Consider the following 18,952-nt stretch of genomic DNA (forward strand, 5'->3'; position numbering starts at 1 on the left):
CGCTTGCGCGAAGAGCAAAGATAACTGCATGGCGATCGAAGAGATCCTTGATCTCGAACAACTCGAGGTCAACATCTACCGCGGGCGGGTGTTCAGCCCCGAATCCGGCTATTTCCAGCGCACCTTCGGTGGTCATGTGGCGGGTCAGTCGCTGGTGTCGGCGGTGCGCACGGTCGACGATCGCTTTCAGGTGCATTCGCTGCACGGCTACTTCCTGCGACCCGGAGATGCCAAGGCGCCCACGGTTTTTATCGTCGAGCGATTGCGTGACGGCGGCTCGTTTGCCACGCGTCGGGTGAACGCGATCCAGCATGGCGAGACCATCTTCTCGATGTCCGCGTCGTTTCAGATCGACCAGAGCGGCATCGAGCACCAGGACACGATGCCGTCGGCGCCGCCGCCCGACGACCTGCCCGGGTTCAACTCGAAGGGTGGGGCGTTCGACGACGCCGGATTCGCCCAGTTCGCGGAGTGGGATGTCCGGATCGTGCCGCCAGATCAGTTGACGACGCTGCCGGGGAAAGCCTCCCAGCAGCAAGTCTGGTTCCGGCACCGCGATCCGCTGCCTGACGACCACGTGCTGCACATCTGCGCGCTGGCCTACATGAGCGACCTCACCCTGCTCGGTTCCGCGCAGGTGAACCACGTTGAGGAACGCAAACACCTGATGGTCGCGTCCTTGGACCATGCGATGTGGTTCATGCGGGCGTTCCGCGCCGACGAGTGGATGCTCTACGACCAGTCCTCGCCGTCGGCGTCAGGCGGTCGCTCGCTGACGCAGGGCAAGATCTTCAACCGGTACGGCGACATGGTTGCGGCGGTTATGCAGGAAGGCCTGACTCGCTACAAGCGCGACTTCGTACCGTGACCACGCCACACGTCGGCGTTCTTGCGCTGCAAGGAGATACCCGCGAGCACTTGGCCGCGCTGCGCGAAGCAGGTGCACAGGCATCGACCGTGCGTCGGCGCGCCGAGCTCGACGCCGTCGACGCGCTGGTGATCCCCGGCGGCGAATCGACGACGATGAGCCATCTGCTGCGCGAGTTCGAATTGCTCGAGCCGTTGCGGTCACGCTTGGCCGAGGGCATGCCGGCCTACGGGTCGTGCGCCGGGATGATCCTGCTGGCATCCGAGATCCTCGACGCGGGAGCGCCCGGCCGCGAGGCCGTTCCGCTGAAGGCTATCGATATGACCGTGCGTCGCAATGCCTTTGGTCGCCAAGTCGATTCGTTCGAAGGCGACTTTCCCTTCGAGGGACTCGACGGTTCGGTGCACGCGGTGTTCATCCGCGCGCCGTGGGTGGAACGGGTCGGGCCCGACGTGCAGGTACTGGGTCGCGCCGCCGGCCACATCGTCGCTGTGCGCCAGGGCCGGATGCTGGCGACGGCGTTTCACCCGGAGATGACCGGCGATCGCCGTATCCACAAGCTCTTCGTCGACCTGCTCTAGCGACTTGTGTGCGTTTTGTAGCGCTCAGCGCAACAAACTGCACACAAGTCGCGACGACGAGCGCACGGTGTTGAGGCTGCTCGTGCCGACGCTGGCATGACGGAAGTTCATGATCGCCGGAGTCGACGGATCCTGGTCGTCGCTGGTGAGCACCAACCGGATGCGGTGGCCCACGTCGAAGCGACGGGCATTGGGCACCAAGGGGATTCGATACTCGACATCCTCGCCGATCGGCACGGCCAGCGCGGTGCGGCACCGCAGCACAGGAGCGCCTGGTCTGCTGGCCGCTTCGTCGACCTCGCGCAGACTGGCCCGCAGCCAGCCGGCCGTCACATCCGTCACGCTGTTGTCGGGCGCCACGTCCTGCAGCGTCACGATCCAGCCGGTGTCGATCGCCGTGGCCGCCGCCACCAGACCGTGCCGCGGGCCGCTCAGATTGCGGTATTCACGTCCGGTGGTCTGGGGGCCATTGAGCTGCGTGGGCATAGTTTCACGCTACGTTGAAACTAGTCTCAACGCAACGTGAATTTCACGTTATGATGAAACTATGGCGAAGCGGTCTACTACCCCGGGTCCCCGCGACGATCGCGGCGTGCTCTCGGCGCGCATCCTGGCCGCGGCGCGTGACGAGTTCGCGACTAACGGCTGGGCCGGCACGACGATCCGCGCGGTGGCGAGGGTGGCCGGCGTCGACCCAGCGCTCGTCTACCACTACTTCGGCTCGAAGGAGGGCCTGCTCGACGCGGCCACCGCGCCGCCGCAGAAATGGCTGGACGCCGTGGCCGACACATGGGCCACACCCCAGCCCGAGCTGGGAACACAGCTGGTTCGCACTGTGTTGAAGAGCTGGGCCAACGACGAGATCGGTCCAACGCTGCGGGCGGTGTTGTTGACAGCAGCCCACGACGACACGACGCGCAACAAGCTTCGCGTGATCGTCGAACGGAGCCTGATCGGGGAGTCCGTACTAGGCGACGACGAAGAAGATCGCCTGCGCCGCAGCGGGTTGGTCGCCTCGCAGCTGATCGGCTTCGCCTTGATGCGCTATGTGTGGAAGATCGAGCCGATCGCCTCGATGACCGAGGACGAGGTGCTCGCCGCGATCGCCCCGAACCTGCAGCGCTATATCGAGGGTGAGATCGGGACGGCAACGCCCACGTAGACTCGTCAAGCGCACGTTTGAGCATGACTTCAAGAGAGTGAGTAGTACCTGCATGAGCGGCCATTCCAAATGGGCCACGACGAAGCACAAGAAGGCCGTCATCGACGCACGTCGCGGCAAGAACTTCGCCCGGCTGATCAAGAACATCGAGGTGGCCGCGCGCGTCGGCGGTGGAGATCCGGCCGGCAACCCGACGCTCTATGACGCCATCCAGAAGGCCAAGAAGAGTTCGGTGCCCAACGACAACATCGAACGGGCCCGCAAGCGCGGCGCGGGTGAGGAAGCCGGCGGCGCCGACTACCAGAACATCACCTACGAGGGATACGGGCCCAACGGCGTCGCGGTGCTGATCGAGTGCCTGACAGACAACCGCAACCGTGCCGCGGGTGAGGTGCGCGTCGCGATGACCCGCAACGGCGGCAACATGGCCGACCCGGGCTCGGTGTCCTACCTGTTCTCCCGCAAGGGTGTCGTCACCCTGGAGAAGAACGGGCTGACGGAAGACGATGTGCTGACCGCGGTGCTCGAAGCCGGCGCAGAGGACGTCAACGATCTCGACGACAGCTTCGAAATCATCTGTGAGCCAGGCGATCTCGTTGCGGTGCGCACCGCGCTGCAGGATGCCGGGATCGACTACGAGTCGGCCGACGCCAGCTTCCAGCCGTCGGTGACCGTGCCCGTCGACCTCGACGGTGCCCGCAAGGTGCTCAAGCTGATCGACGCGCTCGAGGACAGCGACGATGTGCAGGACGTGTACACCAACGTCGACATCCCCGACGACGTGGCCGCCATTCTCGACGAAGAGGACTAGCCCAGCCAGGAGGTGCGGGATGTCGACCGCGGAGGCGAACAAGGCGACGTTCAAAGGCTTTCACGAGGCCGCCAACACGGGCGATTCCGAGTTTCTCTTCCACACGATCGACGAGCTCGTCGCGCCTGACGCAGTGGTACGCACTCCATTGCCGATCGACGCGACGGGGCCGAATGCCCTCAAGCAGGTGTGGGCGATGCTCCTGCGGATCTACCCCGACATTCATCTCACCGTCGAGGACTTGATCGCGGAAGGGGACAAGGTTGTCGGCAGGACAACGGTCACCGGGACTCATCAAGGCGAATTCATGGGCGTCGCCCCAACCGGCAAGTCCGTCACCTACAACGAGATCTTCATCTTCCGCCTCGTCGACGGCCGAATAGTCGAGACCTGGGGTGTCGTCGACGTCTACGCGCAGATGAAGCAGATCGGTGTGGTTCCGTCCTAGCTCACGCTGGGTGCAGGCTGACCGGCACGCCCGAATAGCGCGTCATCCCGGTCGCCAGGTCGATGTCGTCCTTGCTCGTCAGCAGATTCACGTTGGCGCCTTCGTGGCCGTGCGGGACCGAAACGGCACCGCGCCGGATCGAGGCGTCCACCTTCGCGACGCCCGTCAGCTCGCCGTGGTCGCTGCGTACGATCAGCGACTGCGCATTGGTCACGCCCGCAGCGGCGGCGTCGTCGGGATGTACGAGGATCTCCGCGACTTCGTCGAGAAATTCGAGCTGCGAGTTCAGCCGTCGCATCTGCCGTCGCGGCACCAACACCAGGGGAGCGGGCTCCCGCAGCGCGGCCAATTGCTCGACGACGAGGCGGGGCGCCAGTCGCCACCCTCCCAGTCGTTCGATGTGCCGTTCCACCCATGGGGCAGGCAGTTCGCGCGGTACATCAGCCCAGCCGTTGGCCGTGAGCTCGTCATACGCGACCCTGCCGCCGGCGCTGACCCGTGCCAGCATCTCCTCGTCTGTGGCCGCGGTGTCCGCCAGCTCATGACCGAGGCGCCGGCCGAGTTCGGCGAGTACCCACCACATCGAGCGCCGCTGGCCGGCAGGTGCAACGACGGCGGGTGTGTACTGCGCCGAGACCCGAGGCGACAAGATGTCCCACAATGTGACGTCGGGCCGCTCGAGTTGATCCGTGGTGGGCAGCACGTGCGTCGACAGCGCGGTCGTCTCGTTGGGCAGGATCTCGGTGGTCGCCAGCACGTCGAGTTTCTCGAGCGCGGGCACCAGTGATGCGGTGTTGGGAAACGCGGTGATCATGTTCCCGCCGAGGTTCACAAACGCCCGGATGTTCCCCGCGTTGATTTCGTCGGGCAGCACCGCGCACGGCCATTCCCTCAAGAACGCCTGCGTCTCGGGACGGCTACGCGGTCCCGGTCCGAATGTCCCCTCGGGCGGCGACAAGGGCAGCTCGAAGCTCTCCAGCTGATAGGCGTAGCCGGGATGGAACCACAACCCGCCAGGTCGGTTCATCGACCCGGTGATGATCATCAATGCCCACGAAAGCCATTGCGTCACATTGGCGCTCGCCGACATCGTGATGCCCGTACCGACATCGACAGCGATGCGGCCCGCCCGCCGGACCGATGCAAGCAGCTGTTCCAGCTGCGGCTCGAGCACGTCAGCGACTGCGGCGGCGTGCTGCAGCGTGAACGGCTCGACCGCCGCGGCCAGGCCGTCAACATCCTGGGCCGGTGCATTGATGCCGTCGCACAACACCTCACGCACCAAGAAGGCAAGCACGGCGAAGTCGGCACCAGGGCGGGGTGCGAGGTGATGTGTTGCCAGGCGTGCGGTCTCGGTATACCGAGGGTCCCATACCCACACCTCGGCGTGCTTCGCCAACTCGCGGATCGCGCCTCTGGGATTGGGTAAGCCCACTGTATGGCCGTGGGAGACAACGGGATTGCTGCCGATCATCATGACGAACGTGGCGTTGTCGTAATCAGGGCGACCGGTGAGCGCCTGGGATCCGGCCATCAGGTCCGAGATCAGCACCTTGGCCGTGCCGTCGATAGTCAACGGACTGAACTTGGCCGGCGTTCCGATCGCCGCGTGTAGCTGTTGTGCGAGCCGGTACCCGACGGCGTCCATGCCCACACCCGTGCCGAAGAGGATGCCGACCGATTCCGGCCCGTGGCGATCGATGGTCTCACGCAACTTCGCGCCGAGGTCGTCCAGCGCGGCGTCCCAGGTCGTCTTCTGCAGGTCGCCGTCGATCCGCATCTGGGGATGCTCCAGGCGATCGGGGTGGTGGTGTATCTGCGGTAGCGCGCGGCCCTTCGGACATGTGTAGCCATGTGAGAACGGGTGCTCGCCATCACCGTGGACCGCCACCACCTGGTCGCCCTCAATGTCGACGAGGATGCCGCACACCGACGTGCAGACCCGGCAGAAACTGCGCACCGTTCTCACGGTCGGAGAACGTTACTCTCAGCCGCTGAGGAAGGCGCCGATTTCTTCGGCCGTCCGCTCCGGCTGGTCGAGCATGACCAGCACGTAAGCGTCGTCGACGTAGCGCAGCGTCGCGCCCGTCAGCTCGGCCAGACGCGACGCGTGGTCGGCCGGCATCACCGGGTTGCGGCTCCACAGCACCAGCGTCGGTCCGTCGAAGTCCGTGAGCCGGTTCGTGGCGCGGATCAGTTCGGCGTCATCGAATTTCGTTCGGCAGTACTTGACGAGATCTCGTCGCACGCGCCGGTCAGCCAGCCCGGCCGCCAACCATGCATCGACAATATCTTGGGGGACAGGCTTTTTCGCCATCTGACCGAACATCAGCCACTGCCTGCGCAGCCAGCCGATCTTGAGCTGACGCATGGCCAGCGACACCGTCGAGGTGGTACGGCTGGCCAGCCATGCGACCTTGCCAGGAAAGCCCGGCGGAAAATTGTCGAACGCCTCGGACGGGCAGATCACCAGCCGCCCAACGCGCTTGTCGCGGCCGATGTCGGTGAGGAACAGCGGCCCGCCCCAGTCGGTGACGACCAGCGTGACGTCGGTCAGGTCGAGTGCGTCGAGGAAGTCCGCAACGATGTTGACCATTCCGGGCAGCGTCAGGTCGGTGTCCTCGCGCATCGGGATGCGGTGTCCGCCCAATGGCAACACGGGCAGCAGGTAGCGGAAGGCCGACGGGAGCAGTGGCAGCGCCAAGTCCCATTGGGCGTCGTTCATGAGCAGACCATGCAGGAGCACGACCTGGGGGCCGCTTGGGTCGCCCTCATCGCGGTATTCGATGGTTCCTGCGGTGACGTCGACGGATTTCATGGCGACCCTTCGGCATTAGAACGTTGATTCTAGAACGTATGCTCTAGTCTGTAGCCAGGAGGCGCATATGGCAAGGTCCACCAGGGAATCGATTCTGACCGCCACGGCGGAGCTGATGCGCCACAAGGGCTACGGGGCGGTCGGCATGAAGGACATCGCCGCCGCCTCCGGAGCGCCGATCGGCTCGCTCTACCACCACTTCCGCGGCGGCAAGGTGCAGATCGCCCGCGAGGCGCTGATCAATGCGGGCCATGCCTATGCGCTGCTCATCCCGTCGATCGTCGACGAATACACCGACCTCGGCGACGCCATTGATGCTGTCTTCACCCAGGCCTCCGCGGACATGGCCGGCACGGGTTTCGCGAACATGTGCCCCGTCGCCAGCGTCGCCGCGGAGGTCGCCGACACCGTCGAGGAACTCCGCGAAACCTCGGCCGCGGTGTTCGAAGGATGGGTCGACAGCGGTGCGGCCTACTTCCATGGCCGCGGGCTCGACGAATCACAGGCCCGCGAGGTGACGCTGGCCCTGATCGGCGCGCTGGTGGGCGCTTTTGTTCTGGCCCGCACGCTGCGCAGCACCGAGCCGCTGCTCGCCGCCGGCCGGGTCCTGGCCCCGCAGTATCGGGGCGTCGAGCTGGCCGCCAAGATTGCCGCATGGCAGTAGTCCTCGACCCGCACGGCAGGGCCTGGTCGGTGTACCGCGATTGGTGGCCATTTCCCGGCGACTTACTAGATTTCACCGACCTGTTCGAGATCGCGATCGGACTGGTGTTCGTGGCGTTGTGGCCGTTCTGGCTACTGACGAAGTTCCTCGGCGCCAGGTGGGTCATCGTGATCGAGCGGGACGGCCATGAAGTGGGGCGCGAGTTGGTGCGCGGGCGGGGCAAGGCGAAGAGGCGCGTCGAGCAGATCGCTCGCGAGATAGCCGGCGGCGACCGCTCTGGGAGTTACACGATCTAACGCGTGTCCCTGCGGTTAACCGTCGGTCCATCGCGTTAATCTGTCGAACAGATGTTCACAGAAGGGGTTTTGGCGTGCGCGTGATGGGAGTGGACCCCGGCCTTACGCGATGCGGGCTATCCGTCATCGAGGGTGGCCAGGGCCGTCACGTCATCGCGCTCGACGTCGATGTGGTGCGCACGCCATCCGACGATCCGCTGCACCGCCGATTGCTGACGATCAGCAACGCCGTCGAGTATTGGATGGACACCCACCGGCCCGACGTCATCGCTATCGAGCGGGTGTTCTCCCAACAGAACGTGTCGACGGTGATGGGTACCGCGCAGGCCGGCGGCGTCGTCGCGCTGGCGGCCGCCAAACGCGACATCGACGTGCATTTCCACACGCCCAGCGAAGTCAAGGCCGCTGTCACCGGAAACGGCAATGCGGACAAGGCTCAGGTCACCGCGATGGTCACCAGAATTCTTGCGCTGCAAACGAAACCAACACCGGCCGACGCCGCTGACGCGTTGGCGCTGGCCATCTGCCACTGCTGGCGCGCCCCGATGATCGCCCGGATGGCGGCGGCCGAGGCGCTGGCCGCCGAGCAGCAGCGTAAGTACAAGGCGAAACTGAAGGCGGCACGATGATCGCATCCGTTCGCGGCGAGGTCCTCGACATTGCCCTCGACCATGTCGTCATCGACGCCTGCGGCGTCGGGTACAAGGTGATGGCTACCCCGTCGACGCTGGCGACACTGCGGCGAGGAAGTGAAGCGCGGCTGATCACCGCGATGATCGTGCGCGAGGATTCGCAGACTCTGTATGGCTTCGCGGACGCCGACGCCCGCGACCTGTTCCTCACCCTGCTGGGTGTCTCCGGTGTGGGCCCGAAGATCGCGTTGGCCACGCTGGCCGTCTACGACGCGGCGTCGCTGCGCCAGGCGCTGGCGGATGGGGACGTCACCGCGCTTACCCGGGTGCCGGGCATCGGCAAGCGTGGTGCCGAGCGCTTGGTGCTCGAACTGCGCGACAAGATCGGGCCCGTCACACCGTCGGGCGCCGTTGTCTTGAATGGCCACTCAGTGCGAGGCCCGGTCGTGGAAGCGCTTGTCGGGCTTGGCTTTGCGGTCAAGCAGGCCGAGGAGGCCACTGACAAGGTGCTGGCCAACGAGCCGGAGGCCACCACGTCGAGCGCACTGCGCGCGGCACTGTCCATGCTGGGTAAGAAGTGAGCCGGTTCGACGACGACGAGCCCGAGGACACATCCGATCGGGAGGTTTCCGCCGCCCTGACCGTCGGTGAGGGCGACATCGACGCCAGCCTGCGGCCGCGGTCGCTGGGCGAGTTCATTGGGCAGCCCCGTGTGCGCGAGCAGTTGCAGCTGGTCCTCGAGGGCGCCAAAAACCGCGGCGGCACACCGGATCACATCCTGCTGTCGGGTCCGCCCGGGCTGGGCAAGACGTCGCTGGCGATGATCATCGCCGCCGAACTGGGGACGTCGCTGCGGGTCACGTCCGGTCCCGCATTGGAACGCGCGGGCGACCTGGCGGCGATGCTGTCGAACCTCGTCGAGCACGATGTGTTGTTCATCGACGAGATCCACCGCATCGCCAGGCCCGCCGAGGAAATGCTGTACCTGGCGATGGAGGACTTCCGCGTCGACGTGGTCGTCGGGAAAGGCCCTGGCGCCACGTCTATTCCGCTCGAGGTCGCGCCATTCACGCTTGTCGGCGCCACCACGCGGTCAGGCGCGCTGACCGGCCCGTTGCGTGACCGCTTCGGCTTCACCGCACACATGGATTTCTACGAGCCCGCCGAACTCGAGCGGGTGCTGTTCCGCTCGGCGGGCATCCTTGGCATCGAGCTGGGCGCAGAGGCCGGCGCCGAGATCGCACGACGCTCGCGCGGCACGCCCCGCATCGCCAACCGCCTGCTGCGCCGAGTCCGCGACTACGCGGAGGTTCGTGCCGACGGCGTGATCACACGCGACATCGCCAAGCTCGCGTTGGAGGTCTACGACGTCGACGAGCTCGGACTGGACCGCCTTGACCGCGCTGTATTGTCCGCGCTCACACGCAGTTTCGGCGGCGGGCCCGTCGGGGTGTCCACGTTGGCCGTCGCGGTCGGGGAGGAGGCCACCACCGTCGAGGAGGTGTGCGAGCCGTTCCTGGTGCGCGCGGGAATGATTGCGCGCACGCCTCGGGGACGTGTCGCCACCGCTCAGGCGTGGACGCATCTGGGTCTTACGCCACCTAGCAGAGTCAGCGGCCTTGGCCAGGACGGCCTGTTCGAGTAGGAGAGTCAATTGATCACTGCTGGTTTGGTTTTCGCAATATTGGCCGCACTGCTACACGTCTACATCTTCGTCATGGAGTCGTTGACGTGGACCTCACCGCGCACCCGCGCGACGTTCGGCATCACCGAGGATCAGGCGCAGGCCACCAAGGAGCTCGCGTTCAACCAGGGCTTCTACAACCTGTTCCTCGCCATCGTCACAGGGGTCGGGGTGGTGGCCATGTTCACCGGGCACCAGGTGCTCGGTGCGGCGCTGGTGTTTGCGGGTGTCGGATCGATGCTCGCCGCGGCGGTGGTGCTGCTCCTGTCATCGCCGGATAAGGCTCGTGCAGCGATCACACAAGGAGCTTTCCCGCTGATTGCGGTCGTGCTCCTGGTGGTGGGGCTGGCGATGTAGCACGGCCCGCCAGTCGGTCGCATCACTTGCTCTGTGGCGGTTTGAGCATGTTGGGTCAGCGCCAGGACACCGATCGACGCGTGTCGCCCTACAGCAGCCCGAGCATCTGCAGGTCGGTGATGTATTTGACGATGACGTCCCGCGTGACGTGCGGAATGTCTTTGTCCGGGCCGATCTTCGCGTCCTGAACTGCGGTGCGGAACCGGTCCGTCGGCGCCATCGAGCCACGGATCGGCATCTCCGGGTGCTGATAGTTGTGCAGCAGTGGTAGCAGCGACGCCTGACGCTGTTGCTCCGGCAGTGCGCGGATCGCGGTCTCGAACCGGCCCAACCAATCGGCGTAGTCGCCGATTCGCTCAATCGCATAGCCGGCATCGATCAGCCAGTCGACGTACTCGTCGAGCCCGATGCCGTCGTCATAGGGATTCATCACATGGTATGTCTCGAATCCGTCGACGACGTGCGCGCCGATGGTGGAGATCGCCTCGGCGATGAATTCCACTGGGAGGCCGTCGTAATGAGCCCGCTGGCGGTTGCCGTCCGCGCCGAGTTCGTAGAACGAGCCGGGCGCGATACCGGTTGCCACGAGGCTCAGCATCATCCGCGTGAACATGTCCGGCAGGTTGAGCTGGCCGGCGTAGGTGGTGTCGGCCAGAATCATGTCGCAGCGGAACACCGAAACCGGAAGGCCGCACAGATCGTTGGCCTCGCGCAGTAACACCTCACCAGCCCACTTGCTGTTCGAATAGCCGTTGGCATAGCTGTCATCGACCTTGCGGGTCGCACTGATCACCCGAATGTCGCCGTCCTCGGTGAACTTGCCGGGTTCGATGCCCGCGCCGACGCCGATGGTCGACACGTAAACAAACGGCTTGAGCTTCGTGGTGAGCGCGATGCGGATCAGCTCCGCGGTGCCCAGTGCGTTGGGGCCGAACAGCTGGCTGTAGGGCAGAACGTGGTTGACCAGCGCGGCCGGGTCGACAATCAGGTCGACGGTGTCGGCCAGCCGCTGCCACGTCTGCTGATCGAGGCCGAGGTTGGCTTCGCCCTTGTCGCCTGCCAGCACCTCGAGGCGATCGGCGGCCAATTCCCGGTAGTGACGCAGTAATTCGGGGTCACCGGAATCGAACGTCTTGTCCAGCCGCTCGCGGGCAGCGTCGTCGTCCTTGGCCCGCACGAGGCAGATCACCTTGCCGTCGACGAGATCCATCCGCTCCAGCCACTCCAGGGCCAGATAGCGACCGAGGAATCCGGTCGCACCCGTCAGCAGGACGGTGCGGACCTCCGAGCTCGGCCCGGACAGCGACGGTGCCTGCGCCAGCGTCTGCGGGTCGATGAACTTGTCCAGTGTGAGGTCACGGGCGTGCGCCTCGACGATCGGGCCTTTCGGGCGATCGTGCACCGACGCGAACGTCGGCCGTTTCGTTCCGGGCTGACGCTCGGCTTCGATGTAGTCGGCGAGCGAGGCCAGGTCGCTGGCCGGGCTGACGATGACGCCGACGGGCACGTCGATGTCGAAGATCTCGTGCAGCAGATTGGCGAATGTCAACGCGGACAGGGAATCCCCGCCCAGGTCGGTGAAGTGCGCATCCGGCTGCAGATCGGTTGCCGCCGCGCCCAGTAGAGCTCCCGCGGCGCGGCTGATGGTCTCCAGCACCGGCCGCTCGGCGCCGTGCGCGCGCAGCTCCCGCAGCTCGTTGGCCTGGCTGTCGGTCAGGTCGGTGTAGAGCTGCTCGAGCAGATCGCCGTAGTGCTCCTTGAGCTTCGGCCGGGCGAGCTTGCGGATACCGGTCAGCAGTCCGTTCTCGAGCGTGAAAGGCGTTGTCTCGATGATGAAGTCGCGAGGGATCTCGTACGACTGCAGTCCCGCGGCCCTCGCGACCTCCTGCAGCGACTCGGTGATCAGCGGCTTCAGCGCATCCACATCGTGGCGGGCCAAGGCATCTTCGGTGGGCACGATGACGGCCAGCAGATACGAGCGAGCGCTGTTGCCGTAGACGAATATCTGCCGGATCAGCGGGCTGTCACCGAACACGGCTTCCAATTTGGCGACGGTGACGAACTCGCCCTGCGACAGCTTGAGCACGTTGTTGCGGCGATCCAGATACACCAGCTGGTCCGGTCCCACCTCGGCCACGATGTCACCGGTGCGGTAGTAGCCATCGGCGTCGAACACGTCGGCGGTGGTCTCCGGGCGCTTGTAGTAACCGGGGAACATGGTGTCGGACTTGACAACCAGCTCACCCCGCGGATGAGGCCGATCGGTGCCGAAGTACCCAAGCTCGGGAACATCCACCAGCTTGTAGTCGATGACGGGCGGGCGTTGCACCTGGCCGTCGACGAAGACCATGCCAGCTTCGGTGGAGCCGTATCCGTCGGTCAAGTGAATGTCGAGCAGGGACTCGACGAACACGCGCATCTCTGACGAGATGGGCGCGGAGCCCGTCATCGCTGAGATGAACCGTCCGCCGAGGAGGTTTTGGCGCAGGTCGGCGAGCACGTCGGTTTCGACGGCCCATCGATCGGCATCGTCGGTAAACCGGCGGTCGACTTCGCTCTGGAACTCACCGAACACCATGTCCCAGATCCGGGGCACGAAGTTCAGCTGCGTCGGCCGGACCAATGCGAGATCGTCGAAGAATGTGGAAAGGTCGCTTCTGGCAACGAAATAGGCTGTGCCGCCGGCTCCCAGCGTGGAGTACAGAATGCCGCGGCCCATCATGTGGCTCATCGGCATGAAGTTCAGCGTGATCGACGGGGTGGCGCCCTCACTGCCCCACATGGCCATCGCCGGCCGGCGCCACGAGTTGCCAACGAGGCGCTCCGGGTACATCGCGCCCTTCGGCGTGCCGGTGCTGCCGGAGGTGTAGATCAGCAGTGCCACCGGGTCGTCGTCGAGAGAGTTGAACGGCGCCACCGCCGGTAGCCGCCTGCCTCGGTCAAGGACCTCGGTCAGCGTATCCAGCTGAACGGTGCTGCCTGCTTCATACAGGCGGGCCTTCGCCACGTCGAGCGCGTCTCGCTGGTCATCGACCTGTGAGTGATGGTCGAAGACGACAAGCCTCGACACATTGTCGGCGGCGAGCGCCAGTTCGACTGCGTCGTCGAGGAAGTCGACGCTGGAGGCGATCACCGCAGGTTCGGTCTCGGTGACGATGGGCCGCAGCTGCGCGATGGGAGCGCCGGTCTGCATTGGCACGGACACCGCGCCGAGCCCAATCAGCGCGACGTCGATGGTCGTGTAGTCGACGCTGGTGAAGCCGAGCATCGCGACGCGGTCACCCGGGCGCACGTCGTAGGCCAACGCATTGACCACCGCTTGGATGCGGTCGGACACCTCGGCGTAGGTGATGGTTTCGAACCGTCGCAGTAATTCGGCGGATGTGCGGCCGGTCGACGGGTCGGTGACGTACTCAACAGCACGCTGACCGAGCGCGGGCCGATCCGCATAGCCATCGAACACATTTCGCACGATCTGCGGCAGCCGCAGTTCGGGTGCTTCGATTGCGTGTGACACTGCCTTGCTCGGCCGCGCGTCTGCGAACTGCTGGTCGGTGGTGTAGAGGTCGGCGATGCGGCGTACAAGCCGCTCTTCACGGGTATCAATCGACATCAAGAATCCTCGGCAAATTGCAGGTATTGGGGGCGCTCGTCGCGCCTACCACCAAACTACGTTAGCAAAGCTAACTTTATTCCGCTCGCAGCTGTCAGTTCGCTGTGAACGGTGTGACGGTCGTCACCGAATAACAGGCCCAAGGTGGGCTCCATCGAGCGTCGTCGGCGGTTACGGCCACGAAGATTGGGTACTCAGCCCACGACCGAGGAGGCATCATGAGTGACACGCGTGTTCACACCCACGGCGGCAGAATGCAGATGCCGCGCAGCCGTGGCGCAGCGAGCGGGTTTCTGCTGATTCTGTTGGGCGTATGGGGTGCGCTCATCCCGTTCGTTGGACCATATTTCGACTTTGCATTCACCCCGGATCAGGAATGGACGTGGACCACCGCCAGGGGCTGGCTTGAGGTACTTCCAGGAGCCGCCACAGTGGTGGGTGGTCTGTTGTTGCTCGGTTCGCGCAATCGTGCGACCGCAATGTTCGGTGGCTGGCTGACCGTGCTCGCCGGCGCGTGGTTTGTCGTTGGCCGCGCGCTGGCGGGACCACTGGGCATCGGCGATGCAGGCGCACCTGTGGCGGCCACTGAATCCAAGAGGGTGTGGCTGGAGCTGACGTACTTCTATGGCCTGGGTGCGCTGATCGTGTTCCTGGGTGCTGTGGCGCTGGGGCGACTGTCGGTGCGGAGTGCTCGTGACATCGCTTACGCGCAGCGCCCGGTCGCGTCGGTCGCACAGCCTCAGCCGGCGCCGTCCGAAGAAGTCACGGAGATCCAGCCGACGGCAACCGCTGACCAGCCACGGCATCGCGGCTGGCGTGACATGTTCCGCGGCGGCGGCGGCCACCGGCTGGCCCACCGCTAGTCAGACGAGCTGGGCCCACGCTTTGGCGTGGCCAGCTCGCGCGTGAAAACCTAGCCGATATAGGCCATCACATGCTTGATCCGGGTGTAGTCCTCCAAGCCATACATCGACAGGTCCTTACCGTGGCCGGAGGACTTGAACCCGCCGTGCGGCATCTCGGCGACCAGCGGGATGTGGGTGTTGATCCACACACATCCGAAATCCAATGCCGCCGAAACCCGCAAAGCGCGCGAGATGTCACGTGTCCATACCGACGACGCCAGACCGTATTCCGTGCCGTTGGCCCACGCGATCGCTTCGTCCTCGTCTGAGAACGACTGCACGGTGATCACCGGGCCGAAGATCTCCTGTTGTACGAGCCGATCGTCCTGCCGTAGCCCGCCGATGACCGTCGGCTCGATGTAGAAACCCTTGTCGCCCTGGCGTTGTCCACCGCTGGCCACCTTTGCATGCGACGGCACATCGCCCAGGAAACTCAGCACCCGCTCCAATTGGTTGACGTTGTTGACCGGCGGTACCCATGCGTCCTCATCGTCGGCGGGCTTGCCGTACGTCGTCGCTGCGCCACGGGCCTGCTCCGCCAACGCATCGGTCAGATCAGAAGCCACCTTGGCGGTCGCCAGCACACGGGTCGCCGCCGTGCAGTCCTGGCCCGCGTTGAAATAGCCCGCCGTCGCGATTCCCTCTGCGGCCGTGGCGATGTCGCTGTCGTCGAAGACCAGCACCGGCGCCTTGCCGCCGAGCTCCAGATGCGTCCGCTTCAGATGGCCGCCTGCACTCACCGCCACCGCGCGGCCCGCCGCCACCGACCCGGTGATCGACACCATTTCCGGAGTGGGGTGTGCAACCACCGCGGCGCCCGTATTACGGTCGCCGCAAACGACATTCAGCACACCGGGCGGAAAGTGTCGAGAAGCGATCTCCGCCAGCATGGTCGTCGTCACCGGAGTGGTGTCACTGGGCTTGATCACCACGGTGTTTCCTGCCGCGATGGCGGGACAGAACTTCCAGATCGCCATCATCATCGGGTAGTTCCACGGCGCCACCTGACCGATCACGCCTACCGGCTCGCGGCGGATCCAGGACGTGTGGTTCTCCATATACTCGCCAGCCGACTTGCCCTCCAAAAGCCTTGCCGCACCGGCGAAGAACCGAATTTGGTCGAGCATCGGCGGGACCTCTTCGGTCATGGTGACGTGGTTGGGCTTGCCGGTGTTACGGCCTTCGGCCTCGACGAGCGCCTGGGCGTTCTTCTCGACGTCGTCGGCGAAATCCAAGAGCGCTTTCTGCCGTCGCGACGGCGTGGTGCGCTTCCAGTCCGCGAATGCCTTGGACGCCGCGGCATAGGCGTTGTCGATGTCTTGTTCGTTCGAGATCGGCGCGGTGCCGTACTGATCACCAGTGGAAGGGTCGACCAGCGGCATGGTGGCACCGCTGACGGAGGCTACGGGTTCGCCGCCGATGAAATTCTGAACCGTTGTCATATAGGAACTCCTGTCGTTAAAGGTCGGCGAGTATCAAGGAGAGGACGTCGAGACCTTCGTCGAGAAGGTCGTCGCTGATCGTCAGTGGCGGCAGGAAGCGCAACACATTGCCGAATGTGCCGCACGACAACACGATCACGCCAGCCGTGTGGCACCCGACGCACAGCTTCATCGTCAACTCGGGGTCGGGCTCAAGTGTCCCTGGTTTGACCAACTCCATCGCGATCATCGCGCCGCGGCCACGCACGTCACCGATGCGGTTGTCCTCGGCCTGCAGTCGGCCAAGGCGGTCCTTCATCAAAACCTCGATCTGGCGTGCCCGCTCGACCAGCCCGTCGGCCTCGATGGTTTCGATGGTGGCCAGCGCCGCGGCGCAGGCGACCGGATTGCCGCCGTACGTGCCGCCGAGCCCGCTGACGTGTGGGGCGTCCATGATCTCGGCGCGGCCGGTGACCGCCGACAGCGGCATGCCGTCGGCGATGCCCTTCGCGGTGACGATCAGATCTGGTTCGATGCCTTCGTGTTCGCAGGCGAACATCGCGCCGGTGCGGGCGAATCCCGTCTGCACCTCGTCGGCGATGAACACCACCTCGTTGGCCCGGCACCACTCCAACAGCGCCGGCAGGAATCCGTCGGCCGGGACGATGAATCCGCCTTCGCCCTGAACGGGTTCGATGATCACCGCGGCCAGGTTGGCGGCACCGACCTGTTTGTCGATGACGCTGATGGCGCGCTTGGCCGCCAATTCGCCGTCGGTGGCGAGCTCCTTGCCGAACTCGGCGTCGCGGAACGGGTATGACAGCGGCGCGCGGTAGATCTCGGGTGCGAAAGGACCGAAGCCGTGCTTGTACGGCATGGACTTGGCGGTCAGGGCCATGGTCAGGTTCGTGCGGCCGTGGTAAGCGTGGTCGAACGACACCACCGCGGGCTTGCGCGTATAGGACCTGGCGATCTTGATCGAATTCTCCACAGCCTCCGAGCCGGAGTTGAACAGCGCCGACCGTTTTTCGCCGCTACCGGGTGTCAGCCGGTTGAGCTGCTCGGCCACCGCGACGTAACTCTCATACGGCGTGATCATGAAGCAGGTGTGGGTGAATTTCGCCACCTGCTCAGCGACCGCCGCAACGACCCGAGGCGACGAGTTGCCGATCGTGGTGACCGCAATGCCCGAACCGAGATCGATCAGCCGGTTGCCGTCGACGTCTTCGACGATGCCGCCGTACGCGCGGGCCGCGTACACGGGCATCGTGTTGCCGATGCCCCGCGAGACAGCGGCCTTCTTGCGATCGATCAGCTCCTGTGATCGTGGACCCGGAATCGCGGTGATGAGGTGGCGGCTCTGCTCAAGGGTGCTCAACTCCAAGCCTCCTGGTGACAGGTGGATTCGGCGAATGCCGCGTCGCCGTTTGAGCCTAGTCCGAGATGCACCGATCCGATCGAAAACTTACCCAGGTTGTGGCGTAATCGTCGGCTGCACTGGATTCCTGCAACGGATTCCGTTGCGATCAGTCATTCTCGGTCGTGATGGCACACCGCTTCGAGCATGAAGCCCCACGGATCGAGCCAGAAGGTCGCGAAGTAGGGCTGCGGATATTGCGGAAAGACCCGTGGCTCGTGCTCGAACGCGACAAGCGGCATGACTGCGCCGTAGTAATCCTTGGCCACGGGCAGATCGGGAACGTTGATGCCGAGGTGTCCGAGCATTCAGCGACGCTAACAGCGACGGCCATCCGACGGCGGGCTCGGACGCCGGCTGCAGCAATGGCACACTGGACAACAACGAGGCCCCCTGACCTGCCGGTCTGGGCGCCGTAAACGCAATCGATACGAAAGACAGTTTTAGCCATGGATCTGGTCGTCTTCCTGCCCCTGCTCATCATTCTGGGCGCATTCATGTTCTTCGCCTCTCGGCGCCAGAAGAAGGCGATGCAGGCCACCATCGACCTGCACAATTCGCTGCAGATCGGCGACGGCGTGCACACCACGTCGGGTCTGCAGGGCACCATCACCGCCATCACCGACGACACCGTCGACCTGGAGATCGCGCCCGGCGTCGTGACGACGTGGATGAAGCTGGCAGTGCGCGACCGCATCACCGACGACGACGACTTCGATCTCGACGAGGATGTCGACGCGCAAGGTTCGACCGCGACCGAAATCACCGAGAGCCCCAACACGAAGACTGACGGCTAACCGCCCAGCCAGAACACGTACCCTTTGCGGTGCTGACGAACTGATCTCGAGGAGACCTGAGGAAACGTGGCATCGTCTTCGGCGCCGGTACACCCTGCCCGCTACCTGACACTTTTCTTGGTGCTGCTCGTCGGCGTCTACCTGTTGGTGTTCCTGACCGGCGACAAGCAGGCCAAACCCAAGCTCGGCATTGACTTGCAGGGCGGAACCCGCGTCACGCTGACCGCGCGGACGCCCGACGGGTCCCGTCCAACCCGCGAGGCGCTCAATCAGGCCCAGCAGATCATCAGTGCCCGCGTCAACGGGCTCGGCGTTTCCGGGTCTGAGGTGATCATCGATGGCGACAACCTGGTGATCACCGTGCCGGGCAACGACAGCAGCGAGGCCCGAAACCTCGGCCAGACGGCCCGCCTCTACATCCGGCCGGTAATCCATGTGATCGCGGCCGAAGGGCAGGGCCAGCAGCCTCCTGTCGCAG

19 protein-coding genes and 2 pseudogenes are annotated in these 18,952 nt (G+C 65.0%); 14 read left to right on the forward strand and 7 right to left on the reverse strand.

What is annotated here, in order from left to right:
* Nucleotides 1-28 precede the first annotated feature (28 nt).
* Entirely contained in the window at nt 29-868 is an 840-nt protein-coding gene (gene tesB / locus VJV41_RS19505; protein ID WP_325336648.1) for an acyl-CoA thioesterase II, read from the forward strand.
* Nucleotides 865-1,449 (forward strand): pyridoxal 5'-phosphate synthase glutaminase subunit PdxT, encoded by a 585-nt coding sequence (gene pdxT, locus VJV41_RS19510; protein WP_325336649.1) that lies wholly within the window; start codon nt 865-867, stop codon nt 1,447-1,449. The genes tesB and pdxT overlap by 4 nt, the downstream gene beginning before the upstream one ends.
* 24 nt (nt 1,450-1,473) lie before the next feature.
* On the opposite strand, the pseudogene VJV41_RS19515 reads toward pdxT, so the two are convergent.
* Nucleotides 1,474-1,863 (reverse strand): annotated as a pseudogene (locus VJV41_RS19515) (CocE/NonD family hydrolase C-terminal non-catalytic domain-containing protein); the annotation flags it as partial.
* A gap of 133 nt (nt 1,864-1,996) precedes the next feature.
* On the opposite strand from VJV41_RS19515, the gene VJV41_RS19520 reads away from it, so the two are divergent.
* From VJV41_RS19520 to VJV41_RS19530, 3 genes are read left to right on the forward strand one after another with little or no spacing between them, the layout of a single operon-like run.
* Nucleotides 1,997-2,611 carry a TetR family transcriptional regulator gene (locus tag VJV41_RS19520; RefSeq protein WP_325336650.1) on the forward strand — a complete coding sequence of 205 codons (615 nt, stop codon included), beginning with the start codon at nt 1,997-1,999 and terminating at the stop codon, nt 2,609-2,611.
* Nucleotides 2,612-2,663: 52 nt separating this feature from the next.
* A complete protein-coding gene (locus VJV41_RS19525) occupies nt 2,664-3,422 on the forward strand; it encodes a YebC/PmpR family DNA-binding transcriptional regulator (protein ID WP_325336651.1) in 759 nt (252 codons plus the stop codon).
* Nucleotides 3,423-3,441: 19 nt separating this feature from the next.
* Nucleotides 3,442-3,870 carry an ester cyclase gene (locus VJV41_RS19530; RefSeq protein ID WP_325336652.1) on the forward strand — a complete coding sequence of 143 codons (429 nt, stop codon included), beginning with the start codon at nt 3,442-3,444 and terminating at the stop codon, nt 3,868-3,870.
* 1 nt (nt 3,871) lies between these two features.
* On the opposite strand, the gene VJV41_RS19535 is transcribed toward VJV41_RS19530, so the two are convergent.
* Together VJV41_RS19535 and VJV41_RS19540 are read right to left on the reverse strand one after the other, a co-directional pair.
* Entirely contained in the window at nt 3,872-5,830 is a 1,959-nt protein-coding gene (locus VJV41_RS19535) for a molybdopterin-containing oxidoreductase family protein (protein ID WP_325336654.1), read from the reverse strand.
* A gap of 27 nt (nt 5,831-5,857) precedes the next feature.
* The gene (locus tag VJV41_RS19540) at nt 5,858-6,688 is read right to left on the reverse strand and encodes an alpha/beta hydrolase (RefSeq protein WP_325336656.1); all 831 of its coding nucleotides are present in this window, start codon (nt 6,686-6,688) and stop codon (nt 5,858-5,860) included.
* A gap of 67 nt (nt 6,689-6,755) precedes the next feature.
* On the opposite strand from VJV41_RS19540, the gene VJV41_RS19545 reads away from it, so the two are divergent.
* The 6 genes from VJV41_RS19545 to VJV41_RS19570 all read left to right on the forward strand — a co-directional run bounded on the left by VJV41_RS19545 (nt 6,756) and on the right by VJV41_RS19570 (nt 10,321).
* On the forward strand, nt 6,756-7,352 hold the full coding sequence (locus VJV41_RS19545; protein ID WP_325336659.1) for a helix-turn-helix domain-containing protein: 597 nt from the start codon (nt 6,756-6,758) through the stop codon (nt 7,350-7,352).
* A complete protein-coding gene (locus tag VJV41_RS19550; protein ID WP_325336661.1) occupies nt 7,343-7,648 on the forward strand; it encodes a hypothetical protein in 306 nt (101 codons plus the stop codon). The genes VJV41_RS19545 and VJV41_RS19550 overlap by 10 nt, the downstream gene beginning before the upstream one ends.
* Before the next feature lie 74 nt (nt 7,649-7,722).
* On the forward strand, nt 7,723-8,277 hold the full coding sequence (gene ruvC / locus VJV41_RS19555; RefSeq protein WP_325336663.1) for a crossover junction endodeoxyribonuclease RuvC: 555 nt from the start codon (nt 7,723-7,725) through the stop codon (nt 8,275-8,277).
* The gene (ruvA, locus tag VJV41_RS19560; protein ID WP_325336665.1) at nt 8,274-8,861 is read left to right on the forward strand and encodes a Holliday junction branch migration protein RuvA; all 588 of its coding nucleotides are present in this window, start codon (nt 8,274-8,276) and stop codon (nt 8,859-8,861) included. Before ruvC ends, ruvA begins: the two co-directional genes overlap by 4 nt.
* Complete coding sequence (gene ruvB, locus VJV41_RS19565) at nt 8,858-9,925, forward strand: Holliday junction branch migration DNA helicase RuvB (RefSeq protein WP_325336667.1); 1,068 nt, start codon at nt 8,858-8,860, stop codon at nt 9,923-9,925. The genes ruvA and ruvB overlap by 4 nt, the downstream gene beginning before the upstream one ends.
* Nucleotides 9,926-9,934: 9 nt before the next feature.
* Complete coding sequence (locus VJV41_RS19570; RefSeq protein WP_325336669.1) at nt 9,935-10,321, forward strand: DUF1304 domain-containing protein; 387 nt, start codon at nt 9,935-9,937, stop codon at nt 10,319-10,321.
* 88 nt (nt 10,322-10,409) lie between these two features.
* Here VJV41_RS19570 and car read toward each other — a convergent pair whose 3' ends face one another.
* Entirely contained in the window at nt 10,410-13,934 is a 3,525-nt protein-coding gene (car, locus tag VJV41_RS19575) for a carboxylic acid reductase (protein WP_325336671.1), read from the reverse strand.
* A gap of 218 nt (nt 13,935-14,152) precedes the next feature.
* Between car and VJV41_RS19580 the strand changes: the two genes are divergently transcribed.
* Nucleotides 14,153-14,797, forward strand: a complete 645-nt coding sequence (locus VJV41_RS19580) for a hypothetical protein (protein WP_325336673.1) — start codon at nt 14,153-14,155, stop codon at nt 14,795-14,797.
* A gap of 50 nt (nt 14,798-14,847) precedes the next feature.
* On the opposite strand, the gene VJV41_RS19585 is transcribed toward VJV41_RS19580, so the two are convergent.
* From VJV41_RS19585 to VJV41_RS19595, 3 genes are all read right to left on the reverse strand, one after another.
* On the reverse strand, nt 14,848-16,281 hold the full coding sequence (locus VJV41_RS19585) for a gamma-aminobutyraldehyde dehydrogenase (protein WP_325336674.1): 1,434 nt from the start codon (nt 16,279-16,281) through the stop codon (nt 14,848-14,850).
* Nucleotides 16,282-16,297: 16 nt separating this feature from the next.
* Nucleotides 16,298-17,638 carry a 4-aminobutyrate--2-oxoglutarate transaminase gene (gene gabT, locus VJV41_RS19590; protein WP_325336676.1) on the reverse strand — a complete coding sequence of 447 codons (1,341 nt, stop codon included), beginning with the start codon at nt 17,636-17,638 and terminating at the stop codon, nt 16,298-16,300.
* A 152-nt stretch (nt 17,639-17,790) separates the two neighbouring features.
* A complete protein-coding gene (locus tag VJV41_RS19595) occupies nt 17,791-17,985 on the reverse strand; it encodes a hypothetical protein (RefSeq protein ID WP_325336678.1) in 195 nt (64 codons plus the stop codon).
* A gap of 141 nt (nt 17,986-18,126) precedes the next feature.
* On the opposite strand from VJV41_RS19595, the gene yajC reads away from it, so the two are divergent.
* Nucleotides 18,127-18,474, forward strand: a complete 348-nt coding sequence (gene yajC, locus VJV41_RS19600) for a preprotein translocase subunit YajC (RefSeq protein ID WP_325336680.1) — start codon at nt 18,127-18,129, stop codon at nt 18,472-18,474.
* Nucleotides 18,475-18,540: 66 nt separating this feature from the next.
* Nucleotides 18,541-18,952, forward strand: a pseudogene (locus tag VJV41_RS19605) (protein translocase subunit SecD); the annotation flags it as partial.

It is taken from the genome of Mycobacterium sp., assembly GCF_035274705.1.
Lineage (GTDB): Bacteria > Actinomycetota > Actinomycetes > Mycobacteriales > Mycobacteriaceae > Mycobacterium.

Coding starts and splice junctions, on each gene's coding strand:
- VJV41_RS19545 (WP_325336659.1), top strand. CDS start 6,756: ATGGCAAGGTCCACCAGGGAATCGATTCTGACCGCCACGGCGGAGCTG.
- VJV41_RS19580 (WP_325336673.1), top strand. CDS start 14,153: ATGAGTGACACGCGTGTTCACACCCACGGCGGCAGAATGCAGATGCCG.
- VJV41_RS19530 (WP_325336652.1), top strand. CDS start 3,442: ATGTCGACCGCGGAGGCGAACAAGGCGACGTTCAAAGGCTTTCACGAG.
- VJV41_RS19540 (WP_325336656.1), bottom strand. CDS start 6,688: ATGAAATCCGTCGACGTCACCGCAGGAACCATCGAATACCGCGATGAG.
- VJV41_RS19520 (WP_325336650.1), top strand. CDS start 1,997: ATGGCGAAGCGGTCTACTACCCCGGGTCCCCGCGACGATCGCGGCGTG.
- ruvA (WP_325336665.1), top strand. CDS start 8,274: ATGATCGCATCCGTTCGCGGCGAGGTCCTCGACATTGCCCTCGACCAT.
- VJV41_RS19550 (WP_325336661.1), top strand. CDS start 7,343: ATGGCAGTAGTCCTCGACCCGCACGGCAGGGCCTGGTCGGTGTACCGC.
- car (WP_325336671.1), bottom strand. CDS start 13,934: ATGTCGATTGATACCCGTGAAGAGCGGCTTGTACGCCGCATCGCCGAC.
- VJV41_RS19585 (WP_325336674.1), bottom strand. CDS start 16,281: ATGACAACGGTTCAGAATTTCATCGGCGGCGAACCCGTAGCCTCCGTC.
- VJV41_RS19525 (WP_325336651.1), top strand. CDS start 2,664: ATGAGCGGCCATTCCAAATGGGCCACGACGAAGCACAAGAAGGCCGTC.
- tesB (WP_325336648.1), top strand. CDS start 29: ATGGCGATCGAAGAGATCCTTGATCTCGAACAACTCGAGGTCAACATC.
- VJV41_RS19595 (WP_325336678.1), bottom strand. CDS start 17,985: ATGCTCGGACACCTCGGCATCAACGTTCCCGATCTGCCCGTGGCCAAG.
- yajC (WP_325336680.1), top strand. CDS start 18,127: ATGGATCTGGTCGTCTTCCTGCCCCTGCTCATCATTCTGGGCGCATTC.